The sequence below is a fragment of the Burkholderia dolosa genome (assembly GCF_902499135.1).
GTDB lineage: Bacteria > Pseudomonadota > Gammaproteobacteria > Burkholderiales > Burkholderiaceae > Burkholderia > Burkholderia dolosa.
This window is the reverse complement of record NZ_CABVPR010000020.1, coordinates 19,375-43,529: the sequence shown is the minus strand read 5'-3', so window position 1 is coordinate 43,529 and position 24,155 is coordinate 19,375. Positions and strand designations below refer to the sequence as shown.

At 66.1% G+C, this 24,155-nt stretch carries 24 protein-coding genes; 11 read left to right on the top strand and 13 right to left on the bottom strand.

Annotated elements, in window-relative coordinates; genetic code table 11:
• Positions 1-11: 11 nt before the first annotated feature.
• Positions 12-659, bottom strand: coding sequence for an RNA pyrophosphohydrolase (locus BUB20358_RS11545; RefSeq protein WP_006765241.1), 648 nt, complete (start codon positions 657-659; stop codon positions 12-14).
• Between the two features lie 218 nt (positions 660-877).
• On the opposite strand from BUB20358_RS11545, the gene BUB20358_RS11540 reads away from it, so the two are divergent.
• On the top strand, positions 878-2,614 hold the full coding sequence (locus BUB20358_RS11540) for a proline--tRNA ligase (RefSeq protein WP_006765240.1): 1,737 nt from the start codon (positions 878-880) through the stop codon (positions 2,612-2,614).
• 21 nt (positions 2,615-2,635) lie between these two features.
• Entirely contained in the window at positions 2,636-3,238 is a 603-nt protein-coding gene (locus BUB20358_RS11535) for a MarC family protein (RefSeq protein WP_006765239.1), read from the top strand.
• 92 nt (positions 3,239-3,330) lie between these two features.
• Here BUB20358_RS11535 and BUB20358_RS11530 read toward each other — a convergent pair whose 3' ends face one another.
• Together BUB20358_RS11530 and ffh are read right to left on the bottom strand one after the other, a co-directional pair.
• Positions 3,331-3,882 carry a hypoxanthine-guanine phosphoribosyltransferase gene (locus BUB20358_RS11530; protein WP_006765238.1) on the bottom strand — a complete coding sequence of 184 codons (552 nt, stop codon included), beginning with the start codon at positions 3,880-3,882 and terminating at the stop codon, positions 3,331-3,333.
• A gap of 93 nt (positions 3,883-3,975) precedes the next feature.
• A complete protein-coding gene (ffh, locus tag BUB20358_RS11525) occupies positions 3,976-5,343 on the bottom strand; it encodes a signal recognition particle protein (protein WP_006765237.1) in 1,368 nt (455 codons plus the stop codon).
• An 89-nt stretch (positions 5,344-5,432) separates the two neighbouring features.
• Here ffh and BUB20358_RS11520 point away from each other — a divergent pair, with 89 nt between their 5' ends.
• The 7 genes from BUB20358_RS11520 (at position 5,433) to BUB20358_RS11490 (ending at position 13,326) form a co-directional block, all read left to right on the top strand.
• The gene (locus BUB20358_RS11520; RefSeq protein ID WP_006765236.1) at positions 5,433-6,326 is read left to right on the top strand and encodes a cytochrome C assembly family protein; all 894 of its coding nucleotides are present in this window, start codon (positions 5,433-5,435) and stop codon (positions 6,324-6,326) included.
• Between the two features lie 13 nt (positions 6,327-6,339).
• Entirely contained in the window at positions 6,340-6,654 is a 315-nt protein-coding gene (locus BUB20358_RS11515) for a PP0621 family protein (RefSeq protein WP_035973086.1), read from the top strand.
• A complete protein-coding gene (ampD, locus tag BUB20358_RS11510; RefSeq protein ID WP_035973084.1) occupies positions 6,651-7,241 on the top strand; it encodes a 1,6-anhydro-N-acetylmuramyl-L-alanine amidase AmpD in 591 nt (196 codons plus the stop codon). Before BUB20358_RS11515 ends, ampD begins: the two co-directional genes overlap by 4 nt.
• A gap of 467 nt (positions 7,242-7,708) precedes the next feature.
• Positions 7,709-10,702 (top strand): ribonucleoside-diphosphate reductase subunit alpha, encoded by a 2,994-nt coding sequence (locus BUB20358_RS11505; protein ID WP_035973083.1) that lies wholly within the window; start codon positions 7,709-7,711, stop codon positions 10,700-10,702.
• 362 nt (positions 10,703-11,064) lie between these two features.
• A complete protein-coding gene (locus tag BUB20358_RS11500) occupies positions 11,065-12,276 on the top strand; it encodes a ribonucleotide-diphosphate reductase subunit beta (RefSeq protein ID WP_006765233.1) in 1,212 nt (403 codons plus the stop codon).
• A gap of 83 nt (positions 12,277-12,359) precedes the next feature.
• Entirely contained in the window at positions 12,360-12,686 is a 327-nt protein-coding gene (locus BUB20358_RS11495) for a hypothetical protein (RefSeq protein ID WP_081293612.1), read from the top strand.
• Between the two features lie 28 nt (positions 12,687-12,714).
• The gene (locus BUB20358_RS11490; protein WP_035973081.1) at positions 12,715-13,326 is read left to right on the top strand and encodes a histone H1-like DNA-binding protein; all 612 of its coding nucleotides are present in this window, start codon (positions 12,715-12,717) and stop codon (positions 13,324-13,326) included.
• 202 nt (positions 13,327-13,528) lie between these two features.
• Here the strand turns inward: BUB20358_RS11490 and BUB20358_RS11485 are convergent, their stop codons facing one another.
• The 10 genes from BUB20358_RS11485 to BUB20358_RS11440 form a co-directional block, all read right to left on the bottom strand.
• Complete coding sequence (locus tag BUB20358_RS11485) at positions 13,529-14,002, bottom strand: outer membrane lipoprotein (protein ID WP_006765232.1); 474 nt, start codon at positions 14,000-14,002, stop codon at positions 13,529-13,531.
• A gap of 19 nt (positions 14,003-14,021) precedes the next feature.
• A complete protein-coding gene (locus tag BUB20358_RS11480; RefSeq protein ID WP_006765231.1) occupies positions 14,022-14,960 on the bottom strand; it encodes a carbohydrate kinase family protein in 939 nt (312 codons plus the stop codon).
• 85 nt (positions 14,961-15,045) lie between these two features.
• Positions 15,046-15,549, bottom strand: coding sequence for a thiol peroxidase (tpx, locus tag BUB20358_RS11475; protein WP_006765230.1), 504 nt, complete (start codon positions 15,547-15,549; stop codon positions 15,046-15,048).
• A 73-nt stretch (positions 15,550-15,622) separates the two neighbouring features.
• Positions 15,623-17,158 (bottom strand): zinc-ribbon and DUF3426 domain-containing protein, encoded by a 1,536-nt coding sequence (locus BUB20358_RS11470; protein WP_035973080.1) that lies wholly within the window; start codon positions 17,156-17,158, stop codon positions 15,623-15,625.
• Between the two features lie 45 nt (positions 17,159-17,203).
• A complete protein-coding gene (gene prmA, locus BUB20358_RS11465) occupies positions 17,204-18,106 on the bottom strand; it encodes a 50S ribosomal protein L11 methyltransferase (RefSeq protein ID WP_006765228.1) in 903 nt (300 codons plus the stop codon).
• 2 nt (positions 18,107-18,108) lie between these two features.
• Positions 18,109-19,476 (bottom strand): acetyl-CoA carboxylase biotin carboxylase subunit, encoded by a 1,368-nt coding sequence (accC, locus tag BUB20358_RS11460; RefSeq protein ID WP_006765227.1) that lies wholly within the window; start codon positions 19,474-19,476, stop codon positions 18,109-18,111.
• A gap of 81 nt (positions 19,477-19,557) precedes the next feature.
• A complete protein-coding gene (accB, locus tag BUB20358_RS11455) occupies positions 19,558-20,037 on the bottom strand; it encodes an acetyl-CoA carboxylase biotin carboxyl carrier protein (protein WP_006765226.1) in 480 nt (159 codons plus the stop codon).
• Positions 20,038-20,101: 64 nt separating this feature from the next.
• Positions 20,102-20,554: a type II 3-dehydroquinate dehydratase gene (gene aroQ / locus BUB20358_RS11450; RefSeq protein ID WP_006765225.1), complete on the bottom strand. Its 453-nt coding sequence runs from the start codon at positions 20,552-20,554 to the stop codon at positions 20,102-20,104.
• 194 nt (positions 20,555-20,748) lie between these two features.
• The gene (locus BUB20358_RS11445) at positions 20,749-21,297 is read right to left on the bottom strand and encodes a TlpA family protein disulfide reductase (RefSeq protein WP_006765224.1); all 549 of its coding nucleotides are present in this window, start codon (positions 21,295-21,297) and stop codon (positions 20,749-20,751) included.
• A 10-nt stretch (positions 21,298-21,307) separates the two neighbouring features.
• Positions 21,308-21,952 (bottom strand): hypothetical protein, encoded by a 645-nt coding sequence (locus tag BUB20358_RS11440; RefSeq protein WP_006765223.1) that lies wholly within the window; start codon positions 21,950-21,952, stop codon positions 21,308-21,310.
• Between the two features lie 219 nt (positions 21,953-22,171).
• Between BUB20358_RS11440 and mpl the strand changes: the two genes are divergently transcribed.
• A complete protein-coding gene (gene mpl / locus BUB20358_RS11435; RefSeq protein WP_035973079.1) occupies positions 22,172-23,557 on the top strand; it encodes a UDP-N-acetylmuramate:L-alanyl-gamma-D-glutamyl-meso-diaminopimelate ligase in 1,386 nt (461 codons plus the stop codon).
• Positions 23,554-24,123, top strand: a complete 570-nt coding sequence (locus BUB20358_RS11430; RefSeq protein ID WP_006765221.1) for a YqiA/YcfP family alpha/beta fold hydrolase — start codon at positions 23,554-23,556, stop codon at positions 24,121-24,123. Before mpl ends, BUB20358_RS11430 begins: the two co-directional genes overlap by 4 nt.
• Positions 24,124-24,155: the final 32 nt, after the last annotated feature.

Here is a 24,155-nt window from a genome sequence, read left to right as displayed (position 1 = left end):
AGTTCGACTCGTCACTTTCCGACGATCACGCGGGGCGGCATCTCGTCGAGCGTGCTCGCTTCCACTTCGACCTCGGAGCAGACGACCGATGTGTCGACATTCGTTAACGTCTGCGGAGGCTGCGCGCCCAGCACGCGCGGATAGCGCGGCGGACGCGGCCCACGCGGCTTGTCGGCTCGCTGCGCTGGGCGGCGCAGGAAGCGCGACAGTTCCGTCAGCGCCAACTGATAGACATCCCGCTTGAACTCGATTACCGCATCGAGCGGCACCCAGTACTCGTTCCAGCGCCACGCATCGAACTCCGGGTGATCGGTCGCGCGCAAGCAAATGTCGCAATCGCGTCCGACCATCCGCAGCAGGAACCAGATCTGCTTCTGGCCGCGGTAATGACCGCGTACTTCGCGTTTGATGAACTTGTCAGGCACCTCGTAACGCAACCAGTCGCGAGTACGACCGATTATCTTGACGTGTTCCGGCAGCAGGCCCGTCTCCTCGTGCAGTTCCCGGTACATCGCCTGCATGGGGGTCTCGCCGTACTTGATCCCGCCTTGAGGAAACTGCCAGGAATGCTCGCGGAGCCGTTTGCCCCAAAACACCTCGTTGCGCGCGTTCAAGAGGATGATGCCGACGTTCGGGCGAAAGCCTTCACGATCCAGCATACAACCACCTTCGAATCCTTTAAAATTGCTTTGATTATAAACAGATAACGGGCGCTGCGCACCGTGACGGAGCGAATCCGCGCGGGGCGCGCCGGCTGAATTGTCCCTGATTAGTCTGCTACGTCATCTGCGCCATCGCCGTTCGTCGCGCGCAGCTTTTTCACCTTGAAACTTTTTCGGGCGCCCCGCGCTGGGGCGCCGTTTTTGGAACCGTCCGCATGAAAGCTTCCCGTTTCTTTATCGGCACCCTGAAAGAAGCACCCGCCGACGCAGAGATCGTCAGCCACAAGCTGATGGTGCGCGCCGGCATGATCCGCCGCGTCGCCGGCGGCATCTACAACTACCTGCCGATCGGCCTGCGTTCGATTCGCAAGGTCGAGGCAATCGTGCGCGAGGAAATGAACCGGGCGGGCGCCATCGAACTGCTGATGCCGGCCGTGCAGCCGGCGGAGCTGTGGCAGGAGTCGGGCCGCTGGGAGCAGTACGGTCCCGAGCTGCTGCGCTTCAAGGATCGCAAGGACAACGACTTCGTGATCGGGCCGACGCACGAGGAAGTCGTCACCGACATCGCGCGCAACCAGATCAAGAGCTACCGGCAGATGCCGGTGAACTTCTACCAGATCCAGACGAAGTTCCGCGACGAGATTCGTCCGCGTTTCGGCGTGATGCGCGGCCGCGAATTCATCATGAAGGACGCGTACTCGTTCGACAAGGATGCGGCGGGTCTCGACGAGTCGTATCGCAAGATGTACGACGCGTACGTGCGCATCTTCACGCGCCTCGGGCTGGAGTTCCGTGCGGTCGCGGCCGACAGCGGCTCGATCGGCGGCAACTTCTCGCACGAATTCCACGTGATCGCCGACACCGGCGAGGATGCGATCGCGTACTGCCCGACGTCCGATTTCGCGGCGAACGTCGAGGCGGCCGAAGCGCTGCCGCTGATTGCCGAGCGCGCGGCGCCGGTCGAAGCGCTGCAGAAGGTCGCAACGCCGGGCAAGGCGAAGTGCGAAGCCGTCGCCGAGCTGCTGAACATCCCGCTCGAGCGCACGATCAAGTCGATCGTGCTCGCAACCGACAACGAAGGCACCGAGCCGACCATCTGGCTCGTGATGCTGCGCGGCGATCACGACCTGAACGAGATCAAGGTGTCGAAGCTGCCTGGGCTGAAGAACCATCGCTTCGCGACCGAGCAGGAAATCGTCGAGTGGTTCGGCACGCCGCCCGGCTATCTGGGCCCGATCGGCACGAAGAAGCCGGTGAAGGTGATCGCCGATCGCACGGTGGCGAACATGAGCGACTTCGTCGTCGGCGCGAACGAGGTCGACTATCACATCGCAGGCGTGAACTGGGGCCGCGATCTGCCGGAGCCGGACGTCGCCGACGTGCGCAACGTGAAGAAGGGCGATCCGTCGCCGGACGGCAAGGGCGTGATCGACATCTGCCGCGGCATCGAAGTCGGCCACGTGTTCCAGCTCGGCACCAAGTATTCGGAAGCGATGGGCGCGACGTTCCTCGACGAATCGGGCAAGCCGCAGCCGATGCTGATGGGCTGCTACGGCGTCGGCATCACGCGGATTCTCGGCGCGGCGATCGAACAGAACTTCGACGACAAGGGCATCATCTGGCCGGAGTCGATCGCGCCGTTCGAGGTCGTGCTGTGCCCGATGGGCTACGACCGCAGCGACGCGGTGCGCGAGGCCGCCGACAAGCTGTACGCGGAGCTCGTCGCGGCCGGCATCGACGTGATCCTCGACGATCGCGGCGAGCGCCCGGGCGTGATGTTCGCGGACTGGGAGCTGATCGGCGTGCCGCACCGCGTCGTGATCGGCGAGCGCGGGCTGAAGGAAGGCAAGATCGAGTACCAAGGCCGCCGCGACACCGAAGCGACGCTGCTGCCGGCCGACGCGGCCGCGGCGACGGTCGCGGAGAAGGTCCGCGCCGCGCTCGCACGCTAAGCGCGTCGACAGGGAGGCACGGTGGAATACACGTTCCTGTCGGCCACCGTGCTGCTCGTGCTGATCACGGATCCGCTCGGCAACATTCCGCTGTTCATCACGGCGATGCGCGACGTGCCGCGCGAGCGGCGCGTGAAGCTGATCCTGCGCGAAGTCGGGATCGCGTTCGTGATCCTGCTGTTCTTCATGGTCGTCGGCGACCGCTTCCTGCGGATGATGAGCCTGACCGATCTGTCGCTGCGGCTCGGCGGCGGGATCGTGCTGTTCCTGATCGCGCTGCGGATGATTTTCCCGCATCCGGACGGCGCGCTCGGCAGCGATCCGCGCGCGGGCGGCGAGCCGTTCATCGTGCCGCTCGCGATTCCGGCGCTCGCGGGGCCGTCCGCGCTCGCGACGGTGATGCTGCTGACGTCGCAGGCGCCAGGCAAGATGTTCGAGTGGGTCGGCGCGCTGACGGTAACGATGATCGTCTGCGCGGTCACGCTGGTACTGGCCGAGCGGATCCAGCATTGGTTGGGCGAGCGCACGGTCGCGGCGTTCGAGCGGCTGATGGGGCTTGTGCTCGTCGCGATCTCGGTCGAGATGCTGCTGGCCGGGATCCGCGCGTTCGTGCACCAGCTGTAGCGGGCGCTCGTCGCGCATGCGGCGAACGAAAAAAAGCGGCGCGCCGGGTTCCCGGCGCGCCGCTTTCTATTTATATAGTGCAGCGAGCGGCGTCAGACGTCCGCGGTGAGCGCGCGGATCGTCGGCAGGTTGCGCCAGTAGCCTTTCGCGTCCATGCCGCAGCCGAACACGTAACGGTCCGGCACCGAGAAACCGCAGTAGTCGGGATGCAGCGGTTTCGGTTTCGCGAGCGTCTTCTCGCACAGCACGGCCGACATGAACCGCTTCGCGCCCATGTCGAGGATGCGGTCGCGGATCGCGGCCATCGTTTCGCCTTCGTCGAGGATGTCGTCGAGCACGAGCACGATCCGGTCCTTCACCGATTCGCGCGGTGCGACGCGCCAGTGCATTTCCGGGCTGCCCTGCGTCGTGTTGCGGTACCGCGTCAGGTGGATGTAGTCGAACTCCAGCGGGAAGTCGAGATGCGGCAGCAGCATCCCGGTAAACACCGCGGCGCCGCCCATCACCGAGAGCACGAGCGGGAACGCATCGCCGATGTCGGCGCGGATCGCGTCGGCCATCCGCGCGATCGACGCATTGACGGCGTCGGCCGAAACGATCTCTTCGGAGTGGTCGAAAATGTGGAGGGCTTCTTCGCGGTTCATGTGTCGTGGCGTGCAGTCGGTATACAAACAAGAATGAAGCAGAACGGCCGGTGCGCGCTACGGCGAAAACCCGCGCGCCGGCCGACGGCGCGATCAGCGCAGGCCGGGCATCATGCCCTTCAGGCCGCGCATCATTTTCTGCATGTTGCCGCCCTTCAGCTTCTTCATCATCGTGCGCATCTGGTCGTACTGGTTCAGCATCCGGTTCACTTCCTGCACCGGCACGCCGGCGCCGGCCGCGATGCGGCGCTTGCGGGTCGCCTTGATGATCTCGGGCTTCGCGCGTTCGGCGGGCGTCATCGAGCTGATGATCCCTTCCATCCGGCGGATCTGCTTTTCCGCCTGGCTCATGTCGGCGCCGGCGGCCGCCTGCTGGAACTGCGCGGGCAGCTTGTCCATCAGCGACGACAGGCCGCCCATGTTCTTCATCTGCGAGATCTGCGCGCGGAAATCGTTCAGGTCGAAGTCGCCGCCTTTCTTGACCTTGTCGGCGAGCTTCTGCGCGGCCTGCACGTCGACGCCGCGCTGCGCTTCCTCGACGAGCGCGAGGATGTCGCCCATCCCGAGAATCCGGTTCGCCATCCGGTCCGGATGGAACACCTCGAGGCCGTCGAGCTTCTCGGCGACGCCGACGAACTTGATCGGCTTGCCGGTGATGTGACGCACGGACAGCGCGGCGCCGCCGCGCGAATCGCCGTCGAGCTTGGTCAGCACGACGCCGGTGAGCGGCAGTGCGTCGTTGAACGCCTTCGCCGTGTTGACCGCGTCCTGCCCGAGCATCGCGTCGACGACGAACAGCGTTTCGGCCGGCTTCAGCGTGCCGTGCAGCGCGGCGATTTCCTGCATCATCGCTTCGTCGATGCCGAGGCGGCCGGCCGTATCGACGATCAGCACGTCATGGTAGTGGCGCTTCGCCCAGTCGACCGCGGCCACCGCGATGTCGACCGGCTTCTGGTCCGGCGTCGACGGGAAGAAGTCCGCGCCGACCTGTTCGCTCACCGTTTTGAGCTGCATGATCGCGGCCGGGCGATACACGTCGCACGACACGGTCAGCACCTTCTTCTTGTATTTCTCGCGCAGCAGCTTCGCGAGCTTGCCGACGGTCGTGGTCTTGCCCGCGCCCTGCAGGCCGGCCATCAGGATCACGGCCGGCGGCGTGACCGCGAGGTTCAACTCGGCCGCCTTGCCTTCGTAGTCGCCGCCGATCACGGCGGTCAGTTCCTTCTGGACCACGCCGACGAGCGCCTGACCCGGCGACAGGCTGCTGATCACCTCCTCGCCGAGCGCCTTTTCCTTCACCTTCGCGATGAATTCGCGCACGACGGGCAGCGCGACGTCGGCTTCCAGCAGCGCGAGACGCACCTCGCGCAGCATCTCCTGCGTGTTCGCTTCGGTAAGGCGGGCCTCGCCGCGCAGCGTCTTGACGACGCGCGCCATCCGTTGAGTGAGATTGTCGAGCATGGGGAGCGGTGGACAGTGGGGCCCGAAGGCGCGGCGGGACCGAACAAAGCGGACCGTCGCGGCGCAGGGGCCTAGTGTAAACTTCGAACATGGATATTGTACTGTATGCCCTCACCGCATTCCTGTACGGCGGCCTCGCCGTCGCGGGCTGGCGCGCGCACCGCCAGGGCGCGGCGCCGCTCGTCGCGAGCGTGCCGGCCGTGCCGGTTCCGGCGTCCGCCGCGTCCGGGATGAGCGGGGCCGGCCGCGCGTTGCTGTTCGCCGCGCTCGTCGCGCACGGCGTGCTGCTGCACATGACGATCTTTCCGCACGACGCGATGATCTTCGGTTTCGCGTTCGCGCTGTCCGCGATGTTCTGGCTCGGCGCCGGCATCTACTGGATCGAGAGCTTCTTCTTCCCGCTCGACAGCCTGCGCCTGCTCGTGCTGCCGCTCGCGTGCGGCGCGTCGCTGCTGCCGCTCGCGTTCGGCGGCGTAAGGGTGCTGCCGTATGCCGCAGCGCCGCTGTTCAAGCTGCACTTCCTGATCGCAAACATCGCGTACGGGCTGTTCGCGATCGCGGCGCTGCACGCAATCCTGATGCTGATGGTCGAGCGGCGGCTGCAGTCGCTGCGCAGCGGCGGGCGCGACGGCTCGACCGGATGGATCGCGAGCTGGCTCGAAACGCTGCCGCCGCTGCTCACGCTCGAGAAGCTGCTGTTCCGCCTGATCGGCGCCGGCTTCGTGCTGCTGACGCTGACGCTGGCATCGGGCATCCTGTTCAGCGAGCAGGTCGATGCACGCGCACTGCGGCTCGACCACAAGACGGTATTCGCGATCCTGTCGTGGCTGATGTTCGGCGGGCTGCTGGTGGCCCGCAAGACGTCCGGCTGGCGGGGCCGCGGCGCGGCGCGCTGGGTGCTCGTATCGTTTGCCGCGCTGTTGCTCGCGTATGTCGGCAGCCGATTCGTTTTCGAGGTGCTGCTGCACCGTTCCGTGGTTTGAACGCAGGTTGCCGATGCGACAGATTCTTCTCCTGATTCTTCTCTTTTTCGCGGGCTCGTGGATCGCGCGCAAGCTGCGCCACGCACAGGAGCACGCGCAGGCGCGCACTGGCCGCGGCGCGGGCGAAGGCGGCTCGCCCGGATACGGCGCCGGGTCCGCGCGCACGAACGGCGGCGCCCGCTCGCTGCCGGAGCCGATGGTGCGCTGCGCCGAGTGCGGCGTGCACGCGCCGAAGGGCGATGCCGTCGTCGCGGGCGGCGACTACTTCTGCAGCACCGAGCATGCGCAGCGCCATGCGGCGCGTGCGGGCGGCGACGACGCACGATGAGCGACGCACGGCTGCTGTCGGTCGACGCGCGCGGCTGGGTGAGCGAAGCGCGCCACGCGCCGTCGCCGAACTTCGAGGCGCGGCCCGCGGGCGCGGTGCCGACGCTCGTGATCGTCCACAACATCAGCCTGCCGCCCGGCGAGTTCGGCGGCGACGCGATCGAAGCGCTGTTCCTCAATCGCCTCGACTGCGATGCACACCCGTATTACCAGACCCACCTGCGCGGCGTGCGCGTATCCGCACACTTCCTGATCCGCCGCGACGGCGAACTCGTGCAGTTCGTGTCGTGCGACCAGCGCGCGTGGCATGCGGGCTCGTCCGAGTTCTTCGGCCGGCCGCGCTGCAACGATTTCTCGATCGGCATCGAGCTCGAAGGCGCGGACGACGTGCCGTTCGACGACGCGCAGTACACGACGCTCGCCGCACTCGCGCGCACGCTCGCCGCGCGCTATCCGATCGACGCGCTCGCCGGGCACTCGGACGTCGCGCCGGGCCGCAAGACCGACCCGGGCCCGCATTTCGATTGGCCACGCTTCGCGTACGAAGCCGGCTTTTCCGCCGAATACTTTCCTTTCCGTCAGCACTGAGCGCAGGTTTTTTTGAGCCGCGAAATTTTTTTCGCGGACCGACGCCTTGTCGCGTCGGGACATTCGCGGCGCGAGTGCGATGTCAAGCCCTCGCGCGCAAATTAAGCGTTTGGACGTCGTCCGAATGTCCACTATACTTGGTGCCAGCTGAGCAGTTCTGCACTAGATATAGTGTGTGTCGCAGGGAAAACCCCAGCGGCACCGGCCGGCGGGCAACGCCGGCGCACGGGGTTCTCAGAGCGGCGCGTCAGGCCGGGGGCGGTCCGGGCGTCGCAAATCCAGCGCAGCGATCTTCGACGGGGCAGGGGCAGACATGACGAAGCACACGACCGGATCGGTTGTCGCGCATCGACCGAACCGGCTTCCCCGACGCATCGCTCGCGTCTTACCGCTCGCGCACCGCGTTGCGCAGCGTTCGTTTTAATCCGCGGTTCTCTCCGCACCATCCAACACCAGGAGCTTTGCACATGCAAACCACCGACAACGCGACGTCCCAGTACGAGAGCGCTTCGAGCCGCCCTCTCGGCGGGGCCGAACACGGCGCGCAGGCGCTCGCGCCGCAGGCTACGTTCGCCGACTACAAGGTGATCCGCCGCAATGGCAGCGTGGTGTCGTTCGAGCCTTCGAAGATCGCGATCGCGGTGACCAAGGCGTTCCTGGCCGTCAACGGCGGGCAGGGCGCGGCATCGGCGCGCGTGCGCGAGCAGGTCGAGCAGCTGACGCGCAACGTCGTGCGCGCGCTGCTGCGCAGCCGCCCGAACGGCGGCACGTTCCATATCGAGGACATCCAGGATCAGGTCGAGCTCGCGCTGATGCGCGGCGGCGAGCACAACGTCGCGCGTGCGTACGTGCTGTATCGCGAGAAGCGTCACCTCGAGCGCCAGCACGCGGGCGAGGAAGCGGCCGCAGCGGGCGGCGAGGCGAGCAGCGGCATCAACGTCGTCGACAACGGCGTCACGCGTCCGCTCGACCTGAATGCGCTGCGCGCGCTGATCGTGTCGGCGTGCGACGGCCTCGGCGCTGCGGTTAACCCTGAGCCGATCGTCGCGGAGACGGTGAAGAACCTGTACGACGGCGTGCCGATGAGCCAGGTCTACGACTCGGCGATCCTGGCCGCACGCACGATGATCGAGAAGGACCCGGCCTACAGCCAGGTCACGGCGCGCATCCTGCTGCACACGATCCGCCGCGAGATCCTCGGCGAGGAAGTGGTGCAGTCCGAGATGTCGACCCGCTATGCCGAATACTTCCCGCAGTTCCTGAGGCGCGGCGTCGAAGCCGGCCTGCTCGACGACAAGCTGCTGCAGTTCGACCTGAAGCGCCTCGGCGAGGCGCTCGACGCGAACCGCGATCTGCAGTTCGGCTATCTCGGCCTGCAGACGCTGTACGACCGCTATTTCCTGCACGTCGACGGCACGCGCATCGAAATGCCGCAGGCGTTCTTCATGCGCGTCGCGATGGGCCTGTCGCTGAACGAGATCGACCGCGAGGCGCGCGCGATCGAGTTCTACAACGTGCTGTCGAGCTTCGACTTCATGAGCTCGACGCCGACGCTGTTCAACTCGGGCACGCACCGCTCGCAGCTGTCGTCGTGCTACCTGACGACGGTCGCGGACGATCTCGACGGCATCTACGAAGCGCTGAAGGAAAACGCGCTGCTGTCGAAGTTCGCCGGCGGTCTCGGCAACGACTGGACGCGCGTGCGCGCGCTCGGCTCACATATCAAGGGCACGAACGGCAAGTCGCAAGGCGTGGTGCCGTTCCTGAAGGTCGTCAACGACACGGCCGTCGCGGTGAACCAGGGCGGCAAGCGCAAGGGCGCGGTGTGCGCATACCTCGAATCGTGGCACCTCGACATCGAGGAGTTCCTCGAGCTGCGCAAGAACACCGGCGACGACCGCCGCCGCACGCACGACATGAACACGGCGAACTGGATTCCCGATCTGTTCATGAAGCGCGTGATGGAAGGCGCCGACTGGACGCTGTTCTCGCCGTCGACCTGCCCGGATCTCCACGACAAGTTCGGCGCCGAGTTCGAGGCGGCTTACACGGCTTACGAAGAGAAGGTCGCACGCGGCGAGATCAAGCTGTTCAAGAAGATCCCGGCGCAGCAGCTGTGGCGCAAGATGCTCGGGATGCTGTTCGAGACCGGCCACCCGTGGATCACGTTCAAGGATCCGTGCAACGTGCGCTCGCCGCAGCAGCACGTCGGCGTCGTCCACTCGTCGAACCTGTGCACGGAAATCACGCTGAACACGAGCGACACCGAAATCGCGGTCTGCAACCTCGGCTCGGTGAACCTCGTCGCGCACCTGGTGAAGCAGCCGGACGGCAGCTACGCGCTCGACCACGACAAGCTCAAGCGCACGATCAGCGTCGCGATGCGGATGCTCGACAACGTGATCGACATCAACTACTACGCGGTGCCGAAGGCGCGTAACTCGAACCTGAAGCACCGTCCGGTCGGCATGGGCATCATGGGCTTCCAGGACTGCCTGCACCTGCTGCGCACGCCGTATGCGTCGGAGGCGGCGGTCGAGTTCGCCGATCGCTCGATGGAGGCGGTCTGCTACTACGCGTACTACGCGTCGACCGAGCTGGCCGAGGAGCGCGGTCGCTACTCGAGCTACCGCGGCTCGCTGTGGGATCGCGGCATCCTGCCGCAGGACACGCTGAAGCTGCTGGCCGAAGCGCGCGGCGGCTACGTCGAGGTCGACATGTCCGAGACGCTCGACTGGGCGGCACTGCGTGCGCGCATCGCGACGCACGGGATGCGCAACTCGAACTGCGTCGCGATCGCGCCGACGGCGACGATCTCGAACATCATCGGCGTGTCGGCGTGCATCGAGCCGACCTTCCAGAACCTGTACGTGAAGTCGAACCTGTCGGGCGAGTTCACGGTGGTAAACGAGTACCTGGTGCGCGACCTGAAGGAGCGCGGCCTGTGGGACGAGGTGATGGTCGCCGACCTGAAGTACTTCGACGGCATGCTGTCGCGCATCGACCGCATCCCGGCCGACCTGCGCGCGATCTACGCGACCGCGTTCGAGGTCGATCCGAAGTGGCTAGTCGAGGCGGCATCGCGTCGCCAGAAGTGGATCGACCAGGCGCAGTCGCTGAACATCTACATGGCGGGCGCGTCGGGCAAGAAGCTCGACGAGGTCTACAAGCTCGCCTGGCTGCGCGGTCTGAAGACGACCTACTATCTGCGCACGATGGCGGCGACGCACGTCGAGAAGTCGACGGTCGCACACGGCGCGCTGAATGCGGTGCCGACCGGCGGCGGCTCGAGCAGCGGCGGCGCGCAAGGCGCAGCGGGCGGCTTCGGTGCGGCAGGCGGCGAAGCATCGTCGGGCGCACTCAATGCCGCACCGGCGCTGGCGCCGGTCGAAGCCGACGGTCCGGTGTGCACGATGCGTCCGGGCGACCCGGGCTTCGACGAGTGCGAAGCGTGCCAGTAACGCAGCGCGCGTAGCCGAAGCGGATGCGAGCGGCGCGCACGACGACCGATCGAGGTTGAAGTGTGCGTCGCTCTCTACTAAAAAAATGATAAGGAATCTGTAACGCGACACCTGCGTTGCAGGCAGTGACAAACGATCGAAACATCCCCGACGACGTCGCGTTTCGATCGACGTTCGATGCGTCGAGCGCACCTCACGAACCATGCGCGACACACGTCGCGTGCTGCACGAACGACGATGCGTTGCTCAAAGTGTTGTATCGAGGTCGCAACGCGAATCGAAAAAAGGATTTTTCGTGAGCGAACCCTTTTATCGCTCAGGAAAAGATGGTACAAACCGTTCTAAATTGATGGTGAGAATTTATGCTCAACTGGGATGACGAGATGACCGCCGTAACTCCCGCGAGCGGAGCGCAGCAAAACGCGACGCGCACCTCCGCAGGGATGGCTGTCGGAATGCAGGCTGCAACGCCTGCCGCCCATCAGGTCCGCGACATTTTCGAAGGCGATCTTGCGGTGCCGCCGCAAGCATCGGCTATTCCCGCAGGCGGTTCGGAAGCGCGGGTCAACGTCGCCGACAAGCGCATCATCAACGGCCAGACCGACGTCAATCAGCTGGTGCCGTTCAAGTACAAGTGGGCGTGGGAGAAGTACCTGGCCGGTTGCGCGAACCACTGGATGCCGCAGGAAATCAACATGTCCCGCGACATCGCCCTCTGGAAGGATCCGAACGGTCTGACCGAGGACGAGCGTCGCATCGTCAAGCGCAACCTCGGCTTCTTCGTGACGGCCGACTCGCTCGCCGCGAACAACATCGTGCTCGGCACGTATCGTCACATCACGGCGCCCGAGTGCCGGCAGTTCCTGCTGCGCCAGGCGTTCGAAGAGGCGATCCACACGCACGCTTATCAATACATTGTCGAATCGCTCGGTCTCGATGAAGGCGAGATCTTCAACGCGTACCACGAGGTCCCGTCGATTCGCGCGAAAGACGAATTCCTGATCCCGTTCATTCATACGCTGACGGATCCGGCCTTCAAGACCGGCACGCTCGAAGCCGACCAGAAGCTGCTGAAGTCGCTGATCGTGTTCGCCTGCATCATGGAAGGCCTGTTCTTCTATGTCGGGTTCACGCAGATCCTCGCGCTCGGCCGCCAGAACAAGATGACGGGTGCTGCAGAGCAATATCAGTACATCCTGCGCGACGAGTCGATGCACTGCAATTTCGGCATCGACCTGATCAACCAGATCAAGCTCGAAAATCCGCATCTGTGGACGCCGGAATTCCGCGCGGAAATTCGCGAGCTGTTCAAGCAGGCTGTCGAGCTCGAATACCGCTACGCCGAGGACACGATGCCGCGCGGCGTGCTGGGCTTGAACGCGTCGATGTTCAAGAGCTATCTGCGCTTCATCTGCAACCGCCGTTGCCAGCAGATCGGCCTCGATCCGCTGTTCCCGAACGAGGAAAACCCGTTCCCGTGGATGAGCGAGATGATCGACCTGAAGAAGGAGCGCAACTTCTTCGAGACGCGTGTGATCGAGTATCAGACCGGGGGCGCGCTGTCCTGGGAATGACCCGCAGCAGCGAACCCGTTACACGATGGAGCAGCCGGCCGCCTCTCGGGCGCCGGCCCAAGGTTTAGGAGCAAGAACGCCTGATGCAAAGCATGCCCGGTGCCTTAACGGCCCAACGACACGACAGGCACTTTGCGAACCCTTCAGTGGGATGGGCAAACTTCCCTCCGGAAAAAGCGGGCAGCCGTGTGGCTGTCCGCTTGATCAAGCGATTAGCGGTGGCGGCGCGAGGTGCGCCGGCTGCCGACTTGATTTGGCGCGCGAGGCCGGGCGGCTTCGCGCGCCATACCGTATTCATTAGCGTAAGCGCGCGGTATCTGCGTACGCCGATGAATAGCCCGCTTCGAAGCGCACGTCCTGAACAGCGTCCGCGGGAAGCGGGTTTTGACGAAGGGTGTAGTTTGAACTGACTCTCATCTGAACCTGAAGGAGAACAACATGGCTACTGCCAAGAAGAAACCGGCTGCTAAGAAGGCTGCTGCCAAGAAGACCGCTGCGAAGAAGGCTGCTCCGGCGAAGAAGACCGCAGCAGTGAAGAAGGTCGCTGCGAAGAAAGTCGCCGTGAAGAAGGTTGCTGCGAAGAAGGCGCCGGCGAAGAAGGCTGCAGCGAAGAAGGTCGCAACGAAGAAGGTTGCCGCGAAGAAGGCACCGGCGAAGAAGGCCGCAGCAAAGAAGGTCGCGACGAAGAAGGTCGCTGCGAAGAAGGCCGCACCGGCGAAGAAGGCTGCTGCGAAGAAGGCCGCGCCGGCGAAGAAGGCTGCTGCGAAGAAGGCCGCACCGGCGAAGAAGGCCGCTGCGAAGAAGGCGGCACCGGCGAAGAAGGCCGCTGCGAAGAAGGCCGCGCCGGCGAAGAAGGCTGCCGCGAAGAAAGCCGCGCCTGCGAAGAAGGCCGCACCGGCGAAGAAAGCTGCTGCGCCGAAGAAGGCCGTCGTGAAGAAGGCTGCGCCGGCAACGACCGCGTCGACCGCATCGGTCGCACCGGCCGCGGGCGTGAAGACCGCGCTCAACCCGGCAGCTGCATGGCCGTTCCCGACCGGCAGCCGTCCGTAATCGCGGCTGACCCGTACCCGGACACTCGCGTGGTGTCCGTGGGTTGAGTAGCGCTACTCAATCGCTCCCGCCATCTGGCTCAGATGGCGGGATTTTTTTATCCGCGCGGCAGCCCGCACGATGCGTACGGACGAAAAAAAACGCATGTGCAGCTTCGCACATGCGTTCGACCGCGGCTTGTGCCGCGTGCTGAGGATGCCCGTTAGTGCGTGACGCGCGTGACGCCGCCGCTCGACAGCAAGCGTACGCGTTCGCCGGCGCGGAACACCTCGCCGCTCGCCGCTTGCGTGATCGAGCGCAGGTCGCCGTTGTCGAGGCGCACCGTAATTTCGACGCCGTTCGCGGTACTCAGGTTTTCGCCGATCGCATTGCCTGCGACAGCGCCCGCGAGACCGCCTGCGATGGCGGTCAGGATCGACCCCCGGCCGCCGCCGATTGCGCTGCCGGCCACCGCGCCGAGCGCGCCGCCGCCGAGCGTGCCGATCGCGCTGCCGCCGCCGTCGGACTGGATGCGCACCGCCCGAACGCTTTCGACCGTCCCCATGCGTACCGTCTGTTCGCGCTGTGCCTGGCCGACGCTATAGACGTCCGCCGAACCGGGCGGCGTGAAGCAGCCGGCGAGGGTCAGCGTGGCGGTGACCATGGCCGCGAGCGTGAGGGTTTTTTTCGTCAGCATCTTTGCTCTCCAACAATATTCATTTGAGACTGTAACCGAATGCAGCCTCGAAGCGCGCGTCGATTTCGGCGCGCGTCAGTGCGTAAGTCTGGGGCCCCTGGTGAGCGATCTTCAGCGAACCCATCAGGCTCGCGAGGCGGCCCGTGGTTGCCCAGTCGAGACCGTTCTCGATGCCGTACAGCAGCCCGCCCCGGAAGGCATCGCCGCAGCCGGTCGGATCGACGACGCGCTCGGCGCGCACGACGGGAATATGTTCTTCGCCGTTTTTGTGAAGAATGGTGGAGCCGTGCTCGCCGCGCGTGATGATCAACGCCTGAACCCGGCTGGCGATTTCCTGTTCGGACAAGCCCGTCTTGTCGCTGACGAGCTTGCCTTCGTAGTCGTTGACCGCGACGAACGTCGCGAGTTCAATGATGCGGCGCAGCGTCGCGCCGTCGAACAGCGGCAGCCCCTGGCCCGGATCGAAGACGAACGGGATGCCGGCTTTCGCGAACTGTTCGGCGTGCTGCACCATCCCGTCGAAGCCGTCCGGCGCGACGATGCCGAGCTTCACACCGGGCACTTCGTCCGCGCGATTCAGGTGCGACTGCATCATCGCGCCCGGATGGAAGGCCGTGATCTGATTGTTGTCGAGATCGGTCGTGATCATCGCCTGCGCGGTGTGCGAATCGGGCACCACGCGCACGTTTTCCTTCGACAGGCCGAGATCGTCGAGGCGCTCGAGGTAGCGGTCCGCGTCGTTCGCGCCGACCGTCGCCATGATCCGCGCGTCGCCGCCGAGCATGTGCAGCGCGTACGCGATGTTGCCCGCGCAGCCGCCGAACTCGCGACGCATCGTCGGCACGAGGAAGCTCACGTTGAGCAGGTGAACCTGGTCGGGCAGAATGTGCTCGCGAAACCGGCCTTCGAAAGTCATGATGTTGTCGTAGGCGAGCGAGCCGCAGATCAGCGTAGTCAAGGCGTGCGTTCCTGTAGAGAGCAATGGGAAGCGGCCGCCCGGCGCGCGCGTCGGACTCGAGCGCGCGCGGCCCGGCGGCAGCGGGTTACTTCAGTGCGGCGAGCGCCGCGTCGTAGTTCGGTTCGTCCTTGATCTCGCCGACGAGCTGCGAATGGATCACCTTGTTCTGCTCGTCGAGCACGACCACCGCGCGCGCGGTCAGCCCGTTCAGCGGGCCGCTCGTCACGTCGACGCCGTACGCATTCGCGAACGCGCGGCCGCCGCGGAACGTCGAAGCGGTGACGACGTTCGCGAGCCCTTCGGTCGTGCAGAAGCGCGTGGCCGCGAACGGCAGGTCGCCGGACACGACGATCACGACGGTGTTGTCGAGCGACGAAGCCGCTTCGTTGAACTTGCGGGTCGACGTCGCGCAGGTCGGCGTGTCGAGGCTCGGTACGATGTTCAGCACCTTGCGCTTGCCGGCGAAGCTGGCGAGCGTCAGATCGGCGAGGTCCTTGCCGACCAGCTTGAAGTCGGGCGCCTGCGAGCCGACGGCCGGGAACGTGCCGGCGAGATCGATCGGGTTGCCACCCAGCGTAACTTTGCTCATGTTCGTGCTCCGAAGTAGCGCGCCGCTCGGGCGCGCGGGTTGAGACGGGCGCGCACGCGCGCGCCGCGATGCGTCACGGATAGAAGATCTGGACGCGGAAATTCGATGCGGGCGCGCCGTTCGTCTCGACGCGGACGATCATCGTCTGCGTCGTGCCGGCCGCCAGCCCGGCGTCGATCGGCATGCCCGGCCGTACGTAGTCGCGCGGGGCAAGCACGCGACGCGCGGTTACGCGGCTGGCATCGTCGAGCAGCGTCAGCTCGAGCGACGGGTACGCGAGCGCGACGCGGTAACGGTTCGTTAGCGGCACCTTCAGCTCGAGCACGCGCGGTCCGTCCAGCTGGCGCAGGTCGGTTGCGTCGAGGCGCAGTCCGTCGATCGCGCGCGGCGGCGCGACCGTGCAGCCGAGCGGCGCGCATGCGTGCCGGAACCAGCTTTGCGTAATCGGCCAGTAGATCATCAGCGATTCGCGCTGCCACCATGCGAGCTGCGCGACGAGCAGCACTGCGAGCGCCGCAGCGACGAGGCCGCCGAAAAAGCCGCCCAGCATTCCGCGTCGCGGCGTCACGCGCGCTTCGCGCGTAACGGCGAAGTGCGGACGGTCGTCGTCGGACAGTGCAGCGGGGAACGGGCTCGACGATGCGCCGGCGGTCGATGCCGGCGGTGCGGCGACTGCTTCGGCGTCGTCGGTGTCGCCGGCATTTGCAGCCGGCGTGGACGCATGCGAAGTGGCGGCCGGTTCGGCGCCGCGCGCAAAACGAGGCTCGCGCGGCGCTTCGGAAGCGTCGGCCGCGGCGTATCGGTCGCTGTCGCTGGATTCGACGCGCGCCGCATCGTCGCGACCGGTTTCGGCATCGCGGTCGGCGTCAAGGTCCGGAACGTGTGCGACGAAGCGCGGTTCGCGCGGATCGTCCGCGGACGGCGGCGGTGCGACGGACGGCGTCGCGGCAGCGCGCAGCACCGGTTCGTCCGCGGCGGCCGGCGACGTGGCGGAACCGTCGACCGGCGCGTCGGCTGAATCGACCGGGTCCGGTTGCGACGCGGCCGCCGTCGACGATACGGATGTGCCGGCCAGACGAACGACGCCGGCGTGCGTCGTCGGGGCGGGCAGCGGCACCAGCGGCGTCGTGCGCACGGTGCGGCCGTTGTGCTCCAGGGACGGATCGACGCCGCCGTCCAGCCACGGCGCGAACATGTCCCAGCCTTCCGGCTTGTAGTCGGCGCGGGATGGCAGCTGCGCCGGCGTATCGTCGGTAAAGAGCCGTGGACGGGAAGCGGGCCGTTGCGGTGCGTGATTCGCGCGGGGCTCTGGTTCTGGTACTGCGGCTTCGGCCGCTGTGGGCGCTGGGTGCGTCGCGTGTTCGGCCTGCGTCGATTCGATCTGCGTTGGCCGTTCGGTCAACGGCGGCTCCGCCCGTGCCGACTCGGTGAGCGTCGGCTCGGCCGGCACCGGCCCGGATTGCTGCACGAATTCGGGAACGAGCGACTGCGACGCGTTGAAGATCTGCTCGCAGTGCCCGCAACGCACGAGTCCTTCGTGCAGCGACAACTGTTCCTGTTGCAGCCGAAAGACGGTTTCGCAATGAGGGCAGCGCGTCGCAAGAAGCATGTCGAGCCGGGCGGCCTGCTGGCCAGAGTGAAGGACAGCGCTATTCTAATGGCTTTCCCGCCGGGTTCCGGCGAGGCATACCCAACCTTCGTGTTCGCGCCACACCGAGATGTCGACATAGCGCGCGTAGACGGCCGCGACTTCGTCCGCCTGGCGCGCGAGCACGCCCGACAGCGCGATGCGCCCGCCCGGCTTCACCTTCGATGCGAGCATCGACGCCATCAGCTTCAGCGGATTCGACAGGATGTTCGCGACGACGATGTCGAATTCGCCGGTGGGGCATGCATCGGGCAGAGCGTACGTGACTTCCGCCCGGTTGCGCTCGCTGTTCTGCCGCGCCGATTCGACGGCCTGCGGGTCGATGTCGATGCCGACGACGGGATCCGCACCGCATTTCTTCGCGAGAATCGCGAGAATGCCGGAGCCGCAGCCGTAGTCGAGTACCGACTGGCCCGGCTTCACCGTCTGTTCGAGCCACTCCATGCACAGGCGCGTGGTCGGGTGGCTGCCGGTGCCGAACGCGAGGCCGGGGTCGAGTTCGAGGACGAGCGCGTCGGGATCGGGCGCGTCGTGCCACGACGGCACGACCCAGATCCGCTCGCCGATCGGAATCGGCTCGAACTGCGATTGGGTGACGCGCACCCAGTCCTGTTCCTCGACCTCGCGTACGTCGAACTTCGGCGTGTCGGCGATGCCGATCTCGTTCGCGGCCGCCGCGAGCAGCACGCCCGGCTCGTGATCGGGCGACAGCAGCGCGATCACGCGCGAGTGTTGCCACGCGGTGCGTTCGGGCTCGAGGCCCGGCTCGCCGAAGAGCGGCTGTTCGTCGGGCGTATCGGCGTCGGCGTCTTCGACCGACACCGACAGCGCGCCGAGTTCGAGCAGCGCGTCGGACAGCGCCTCCGCATGCTCGCGGGCCAGTTCGACGACGAGTTCGCGATAGCTCATGCTTACGCTTCTTCCGGCGCGACCTGCTGCTTCTGCGCGAGCCGGTTTTCGAGGTAGTGGATGCTGGTGCCGCCTTCGACGAACTTCGAGTCGATCATCAGTTCGCGGTGCAGCGGGATGTTGGTCTGAATGCCTTCGACCACCATTTCCGACAGCGCGATGCGCATCCGGCTGATCGCCTGCTCGCGCGTCGCGCCGTAGGTGATGAGCTTGCCGATCATCGAATCGTAGTTCGGCGGCACGAAATAGCCGTTGTACGCGTGCGAATCGACGCGCACGCCGGGGCCGCCCGGCGTATGCCACGACGTGATCCGGCCCGGCGACGGCGTGAACTTGAACGGATCTTCCGCGTTGATCCGGCATTCGATCGCATGTCCGCGGAACTGGATGTCGCGCTGGCGCAGCGCGAGCTTCTCGCCGGCCGCGATGCGGATCTGCTCCTGCACGATGTCGACGCCGGTAATCATTTCCGACACCGGATGCTCGACCTGCACGCGCGTGTTCATCTCGATGAAGTAGAACTCGCCGTTTTCGTACAGGAATTCGAACGTGCCGGCCCCGAGGTAGCCCATCTTCTTGCACGCGTCCGCGCAGCGATCGCCGATCCGGTCGATCAGCCGGCGCGGAATGCCGGGCGCCGGCGCTTCCTCGATCACCTTCTGATGGCGGCGCTGCATCGAGCAGTCGCGCTCGCCGAGCCAGATCGCGTTCTTGTGCGCGTCGGACAGCACCTGGATCTCGATGTGGCGCGGGTTCTCGAGAAACTTCTCCATGTATACCTGCGGGTTGCCGAACGCGCGGCCGGCTTCCTCGCGGGTCATGTTCACCGCGTTGACGAGCGCGGCCTCGGTATGCACGACGCGCATCCCGCGGCCGCCGCCGCCGCCCGCGGCCTTGATGATGACCGGATAGCCGATCGCGCGCGCAATCTTCACGATCTCCTTCGGATCGTCCGGCAACGCGCCTTCCGAACCCGGCACGCACGGCACGCCGGTCTTGATCATCGTCTGCTTCGCGGTGACCTTGTCGCCCATCAGGCGGATCGTCTCCGGACGCGGGCCGATGAACGTGAAGCCCGACTGCTCGACGCGTTCCGCGAAGTCCGCGTTTTCCGACAGGAAGCCGTAGCCGGGGTGAATCGCCTCGGCGTCGGTGACTTCCGCCGCGCTGATCAGCGCGGGCATGTTCAGGTAGCTCAGGTTCGACGGGGCCGGGCCGATGCAGACGGCTTCGTCCGCGAGGCGCACGTACTTGGCCTCCTTGTCGGCTTCCGAGTAGACGACCACCGTCTTGACGCCGAGCTCGCGGCACGCGCGCTGGATGCGCAGAGCGATTTCGCCGCGGTTGGCAATGAGGATTTTTTCAAACATAGCGAGTATTCGTCTCTTCGAGGGGCGCGCGAACGGCGCCTGGCGAGCATCGGCGGCGCGCAGCGGCGCCGCGCGGCGGGCTTAGCCGATCACGAACAGCGGCTGGCCGTATTCGACGGCCTGGCCGTTCTCGACGAGGATTTCCTTGATCACGCCGGTCTTGTCCGACTCGATCTCGTTGAGCAGCTTCATCGCTTCGATGATGCAGAGGGTCTGGCCTTCCTTCACCGAGTCGCCGACCTGGACGAACGGATCCGCGCCGGGCGACGGTGCGCGGTAGAACGTGCCGACCATCGGCGACGTCACGACGTGGCCTTGCGGCGCGGCCGGCGCTGCGGCGGCACCGGCGGCCGGTGCGGCAGCTGCCGCGCCTTCGGCCGGCAGCGCGACCGACTGCGCGGGCGCGCTGACCTGCGGGGCAAATCCGCCCGTCGGCTGCACGTAGACCGGCGGTGCGTTCTTCACGATGCGCACCTTGCCTTCGCCTTCCGTCACTTCCAGCTCGGAGATGCCGGATTCGGAGACGAGGTCGATCAGAGTTTTCAGCTTACGAAGATCCATCGGGAATTCCCCTTTCAATACGTGAAGGCGCCGGTCGGGCCGGCGCTGAATCTAGATCGCGGAATCAGCCGCGCGGCGCGCCTGCCAGCTTGTCCAGCGCGTACTCGAGCGCGTACAGATAACCTTTCCAGCCGAGCCCGCAGATCACGCCTTCGGCCTGGTCGGAAAAGTAGGAGTGGTGCCTGAACGCTTCGCGGCGATGCACGTTCGACAGATGAATCTCGACGAACGGAATGCCGACGCCGGCCAGCGCGTCCCGGATCGCGACGCTCGTATGCGTGTACGCGGCCGGGTTGATCAGGATGAAATCGGTCTGTTCCTCCCGCGCCGCCTGGATGCGATCGACGAGCGCGCCTTCGTGGTTGCTCTGGAACGACGACAGTTCGACGCCGGCTTCGTGCGCCCGCGCGGCAAGCGCCTGATCGATCTGCGCGAGCGTGACGCGGCCGTACACCTCCGGTTCCCGGGTGCCGAGAAGGTTCAGGTTCGGGCCGTGCAGCACCAGCAATCGTGTCATGGTCGCTTCTAATTCTGCGGAATTGCGCGCACTTTAGCGCTATTTAGAGAAATTTGTCTAGTTTTGCCGAACGGCCAGGTGCGCGCGGGCTGCAAGAATTACCGGTATGAGCGCGAAGTGCCGGCGAATTTGCGCGGAACGCGCGCGATCGACATGCCAATTGCCGTCAACGCGCGCGATGCCGATCCCGCAGCTTACAGCACGTCGAGCGTCTTTTTCAGTTCGGCCGGTTGGATTTGTCCTAATTTTGTCTCGCGAACCTTGCCGGTCTCGTCGATGACGACCGTGAACGGCAGCGCGCCTGCCGTATTGCCGAAATTGCGGGCCAGATCTGCGCCCGCATATCCGCTGATGAAAACCGGATAGTCGACCTTCACCTTCTGCAGGAACGTCTTCACGTTTTGCTCGGAATCGACGCCGATTCCAACGAAACGGATTCCCTTCTGCTTGTATTGATGCGACAACGCGACGAGTTCGGGCATTTCCTCGACGCACGGGCCGCACCATGATGCCCAGAAATTGACGACGACTTTCTGGCCCTTGAACGACGCCAGCGTGACGGGCTTGCCGTCGACACCGGTCAGCGACGCGGCCCACAGCTGCTCGACGGGGCTGCGCTGGGCCGGGGCGGCGACGGCGGTTGCGTCGTCGTGACTGCCGCGGAACCAATGGCCGGCGGCGATTCCGCCGGCGACGGCGGCGGCCGCGACCACCGCGAGCGCCAACATGCGTTTGATCATCATCGTGTCGAAATCATTGCGGTGCGGAAGGGGCGCTGCCTGCGTCGACCAGCGCCCGCAGCGCGGCGGCGTCGGCGCGGGCGACGCGGCCGCGCGCATCGGCTTTCACCGCGCCGCGCAGATCGTCGCTTGCGTACAGCGCGACGTGAACGCCGATCGCGTCGACGTCGCGGCGCGGGCGCCACAGGAAGCTCAGCGTCTCGACGTCGCCGCGGCCGGCGAAATGCCGCGTCTCGGATACGTCGTACTGGACGTTCTGGTTCAGCAGGTAGATCGCGACGTCCTTCGGGTTGTCGGTAAAGATCTGCAAATGAATGTCCGAATGCGCGTTCGCGGTGCCGTTGAGCACCGCGCCCGTCACATACGGATTGAAATCGGCGAGCCGGCGCATCCAGTCGAGCGCGATCTCGCGCAGCTGGCGCAGTTCGTCCGGCTGCGTGTCGCTCTGGAACAGCGCCAGATATTCGCGCAGTTCTTCCTCGATCTGGTCGTTATCCGGCAGCCATTCGCCGGCAACGCGCGAGTCGCCGAGCAGCTGACGCGCGGCCTTGCGCTTCGCGGCGGCGTAATCGAGTCCGTCCTCCGCGATTAGGCGCGCAGCGGACTGGGCGATTTCCTCGCGGACGCGCCGCGGGTCGACAAGAGGTTTGCGAGACATGATCCGGCAATCATACTCGATCGCCGCGGCGCCCGAACGCGCGGCGGCCGCGCGCCGCACGGCATCCGCGCGGGCGCTCGGGCCGGCGGGTAAGGCGGACCGTCAGTTACAATGGCGGTCTGTGTCGCGGCGGCGAACGCCGGCCGTGCGGGCTGTCCGGCGCGCCGCAGACCTTTCTTTCCGAATCGACGGCGCCCGGCGGCGCGAAAGCATTCATCTATGCACATCCACATTCTTGGCATCTGCGGCACCTTCATGGGCGGACTCGCCGTGCTCGCGCGCGAGGCAGGCCACACGGTGACGGGTTGCGACGCGGGCGTCTATCCGCCGATGAGCACGCAGCTCGAAGCGCAGGGCATCACGCTGATCGAGGGCTACAGCGCCGACCAGATCGACCTGAAGCCGGACCTGTTCGTCGTCGGCAACGTCGTCACGCGCGGCAATCCGCTGATGGAGGCGATCCTCGATCGCGGGTTGCCGTACGTCTCCGGTCCGCAGTGGCTCGGCGAACACGTGCTGGCCGGCAAATGGGTGCTCGCGGTCGCCGGCACGCACGGCAAGACGACCACGTCGTCGATGCTCGCGTGGCTGCTCGAGGACGCCGGCCTGAATCCGGGTTTCCTGATCGGCGGCGTGCCGCTGAACTTCGGCATATCGGCGCGGCTCACGGATTCGAGCTTCTTCGTGATCGAAGCGGACGAATACGACACCGCGTTCTTCGACAAGCGCTCGAAGTTCGTCCATTACCGGCCGCGCACCGCGGTGCTCAACAATCTCGAATTCGATCACGCCGACATCTTCCCCGATCTCGCGGCGATCGAGACGCAATTCCATCATCTGGTGCGCACCGTGCCGGGCGTCGGGCGGATCGTCACGAACGGTCGCGCCGGCGCGCTCGAGCGCGTGCTCGCCCGCGGCTGCTGGAGCGAAGTCGAGCGCTTCGGCGTCGACGGCGGCTGGCAGGCGCTCCCGGCGGAAGACGGCGTGCCGGTCGACGAGCGCTTCGCCGTGTATCGGCAGGCCGAGCGGGTTGGGGAAGTCGCGTGGCAGGTGCAGGGCGAGCACAACCGGATGAACGCGCTCGCGGCGATCGCCGCCGCGCGCCACGTTGGCGTGCCGCCCGCGCAGGCGGCCGCGTCGCTCGCGTCGTTCCGCAACGTGAAGCGGCGCATGGAAGTGCGCGGCAGCATCGACGGCGTGACGGTCTACGACGACTTCGCGCATCACCCGACCGCGATCGAAACCACGATCGCCGGCCTTCGTGCGCGCATCGGCCGGCAAAATTCCCGCATCCTCGCGGTACTCGAGCCGCGCTCGAACACGATGAAGCTCGGCGTGATGAAGGCCCAGCTGCCGGCGAGCCTCACCGACGCCGACCTCGTGTTCGGCTACGGCGCGCCGACCGGCCGCGACGCGCTCGGATGGAACCTCGCCGACGCGCTCGCGCCGCTCGGCGCCAAGGCGCGCGCGTTCGACGATCTCCATTTGCTCGTGAAGGCCGTCGTCAAAGCCGCGCGCCCCGGCGATCACGTGCTCGTGATGAGCAACGGCGGCTTCGGCGGCGTCCATCAGAAGCTGCTCGACGCGCTCGGGAGCCGCGCGTGATCCTGTATCTGCACGGCTTCCGGTCGTCGCCGGAGTCGCAGAAGGCGCGGCTGCTCGCCGCGCGCATGGCCGAACTCGGCCGCTCGGACGAATGGCGCTGCCCGTCGCTGTCGGTGTCGCCGCTCGACGCGATCGCCGTCGCGCAGGCCGAAGTCGCCGGCGCGACCGACGTGACGGTCGTCGGCAGCTCGCTCGGCGGCTATTACGCGACGTGGCTCGCGGAGCGGCACGGCTGGAAGGCGGTGCTGCTGAATCCGGCCATCGTTCCGCAGCGCGATCTCGAACGGTATCTCGGCGAACAGCCGCTGTGGCACGGCGGCGGTACGATCGTCGTCGAGCGTCGTCATCTGCACGAACTCGATGCGCTGCGCGTGCCGGCGATCACGCGTCCCGAACGCTACTATCTGTTCGCGGCGACCGGCGACGAGGTGCTCGACTACCGCGAGATGCTCGCGCATTACCCGGGTGCAAAAACGCGCGTGATCGAAGGCAGCGATCACGGAATCAGCGAATTTGCCGACTATGTCGACGACGTTCTCGCGTTTTGCGACGGTAAAGCGACATAAGCCGGCCGTGTGCCGAACGAATTCCCATCATC